The sequence below is a fragment of the Aphanizomenon sp. CS-733/32 genome (genome assembly GCF_028330045.1).
GTDB classification, from domain to species: Bacteria; Cyanobacteriota; Cyanobacteriia; order Cyanobacteriales; family Nostocaceae; genus Dolichospermum; species Dolichospermum gracile.
On sequence record NZ_JAQMSE010000051.1, the window covers coordinates 1 to 2973 of the forward strand.

At 37.8% G+C, this 2973-nt stretch carries 2 protein-coding genes and 1 pseudogene; all 3 read left to right on the forward strand.

All coding sequences use genetic code 11. From position 1 onward, the window contains the following. The first annotated feature begins 547 nt into the window (after window positions 1-547). A complete protein-coding gene (locus PN471_RS04335; RefSeq protein ID WP_271775804.1) occupies window positions 548-1711 on the forward strand; it encodes an RNA-binding domain-containing protein in 1164 nt (387 codons plus the stop codon). Between the two features lie 726 nt (window positions 1712-2437). Next, a pseudogene (locus tag PN471_RS04340) lies at window positions 2438-2635 on the forward strand (ABC transporter permease); the annotation flags it as partial. A gap of 75 nt (window positions 2636-2710) precedes the next feature. Continuing rightward, the gene (locus PN471_RS04345) at window positions 2711-2839 is read left to right on the forward strand and encodes a hypothetical protein (RefSeq protein ID WP_271775805.1); all 129 of its coding nucleotides are present in this window, start codon (window positions 2711-2713) and stop codon (window positions 2837-2839) included. Window positions 2840-2973: the final 134 nt, after the last annotated feature.

A 2973-nucleotide genomic window follows, 5' to 3' on the forward strand; every position in this document is an offset into this window, starting at 1 on the left:
GAACAAGGTATCAGCTTACCTAATGAGCAATAAATTTGACAAACTATCCAGTCTGAAGTTTATCCTTTAATCCTGGACATCCTGTTTATGGGATTTTTCCCAAATACAAGACCTGATAGACTGGTTAGCAGTTCATTGAATTGCCAACACAGAAGTGATTAGGGGAGGTTAAAGCGATCGCTTCCCTGGGTATGGCAACTGAATATATAATCTGATTATGCCCAGATCCCCGACTTCAGCAGAGCAGTTGATCATTCATGGACACAATAAATCAAAGAAATCGGGGATCTGAAACTCTAGGGTGGCAGTAATTGAAATATACTTTGTTGATCTTGAAAGCGATCGCTAATTGATGAAATCTCAAATTAGTCGTTGTTTATGATCAAATAAACAATTCAGGGGAAAAAATGAACGAAAATCGTCGAGAGAACTGCTTGCAGCAGCGTTTCGCTATCGCCCCTAGTGCTGAGAAATGAACTTATGTAGAGCGAGCGCTACTGAACATATAATGTGATTCCAAAAGCAGATAAACTCTTTTACTAACTAAATGAATTCAGATAAATTACTAGAATTAATTACATTGGGTGAAAACTCTCAAATTGAGTTTAAATCTGGAGAGTTTCGCAATGAAAGTCTAGCTAAAGAAATTGTAGCCTTTGCCAATATGCGGGGCGGCAAAATTCTCATTGGTGTAGAAGATAATGGGCAAATATCTGGGGTAAAAGATACTCATCTTTTAATGGAAAAAATTATCCAAATTTGTAGAAATAATATACAACCCCCTATAATTCCTGAATTATTTTCCGTATCCTCTGGTGAACATAAAGTTGTCATTATTGAAGTAGAAAAAGGTTTTTTCAAGCCTTACAAAGTTAAATCTCTCAATCGTTACTACATTCGTGCTGGTACTGCGGCAATTGAGCCAACTCAAGAAGAACTGATTAGATTATTACAAGATGGTGGACAATTTCATTTTGAGGTTTCAGCATTACCCAACACTGGTATATCTGATTTAGATCCATTAAAGATAAACCATTATTGCCAAGAAATCAGAGGACTATCAGCAGAAGAAAACTGTCCACGGACGTGGTATAATCTTCAAATATTAGATGAACAAGAACGATTAAATATCGCAGGAAGTCTATTTTTTTCCAGGCAAACTATGAAAATGCTACCACAGGCTGGCATTGAGTTAAATGCGTTTACGGGAGATGATGTAACTTCAGAGTTCTTAGACAGCCTTGATTTAGGAGAAACTATTCCCGAATGCATTCAAGCCGCAGAGTCATTTGTCCGTCGCAACTCTCGACATCATCCAGTATTTAATGTAGAACAAACCCGCCGACAAGACATTCCAGAATATGAACCTTTTGTGGTTCGTGAACTAATAGTTAATGCTTTTGCCCATCGAGACTGGTCAATATTTGGACAGCGTATTCGGCTCTCATTATTTAATAATCGCCTAGAGTTGTTCTCACCCGGTAGTTTACCTAATACACTCAATTTAGATCGGGCTTTAGCTGGTATTTCTTATTACCGCAATCCTCTTATTGCCCAAATGCTCAAAGATTATGGTTTCATGGATAGGTTGGGGCGTGGACTACAAAAAATTATTAAGTTTTATAATTTTCATAGTAGCCCTTTGTATCAAAAGTCGCCATTTTTTGAAAATGGTGATGCCTATTTCCGTGCTACGGTCTATAAAGGGTAGACGATATGCCAGAAGAGAAGTATCAGCACTGTACTAGTATGGCAACTGAATGTATAATCTGATTATGCCCAGATCCCCGACTTCAGCAGAGCAGTTGATCATTTATGGACACAATAAATCAAAGAAATCGGGGATCTGAAACTCTAGGGTGGGGTAACTGAGATATACTTTGTTTATCTTACTTGAAAGCGATAGCGAAGCGCTGCTGCAAGCAGTTCGCTTGGTTAAATGAAACTCTTTAGCAGGTATCAATTGTTCAGAGGAGTTAAGCCAAATGTACTGATAATAAAGATGACATTTGAATTAGAATCTCTGAACCTGGCGGACACTAAGGAATATGAATTAAATAAAGTGCAAAAGTAGGGTGTGTTAGTTAAGTAGCGAGCAAGATGCTCGCATTACTTCAGGTTTCAAAATGGATGAGGTTTAATTAACTATGTGTTATTCTATTATTCATCCCTTAGAGAACAGCGATCGCAAACCTGTATAAAATAAAAGTTACAAAAAATAGATTCGATTATTGTTGTCCGAGAGTGACAGAACTGGGATAGTATTGAACAGTGAGTTGGGCTTTGATGGTCTTTTTGATCTCAGTCCCTCCGATGCAACCTTCGTATGATCAATTGTTTAGTTAGTGATCAGGAGGCCGAAGTGCAGAGAAGGTGTGAGCGAAATCGGAAATGTCGTGAAAATGATGGTAAATGCCAGGTTAAATAACTCGCAATCATGAAAGAAACTACCTTACAGCCAGAATTAATAATTGAAGCAGGACGCGCAAAAAAGCAATATTGGCAAGATTTATGGCGATATAGGGAGTTATTTTACTTATTAGCATGGCGAGATATTTTAGTTAGATATAAACAAACAGCCATTGGGATTGTTTGGGCGCTAATTCGTCCTTTTTTGACAATGGTAGTTTTTACAGGGGATTTTACCCCGACGCAAAACCCGCTGCTTGTAGAAGCAGGGGACTTTAACCCCCAAAGGTAAGTTAAAATTATGATTAATACCAATAAACAGTTAACTCAACAACCATTATCAGTTCAAAATATTCTTAAACTCTTTCAAGAGCAGGTTCAATATTTATATGGAAATAACTTAAAGCAAATTATTTTATTTGGTTCTTAGAGGATGTTTGAAAAGTTTCCGGCGATTAGAAATCGCTACTACACAAACAAAGTCCACCTGCGTGGACTAACGAAAAATCAAGGCTTTTGAACCCACGAAGGTGGGTTTCGTCTGTGTAGCTGCGACTTCTAGTC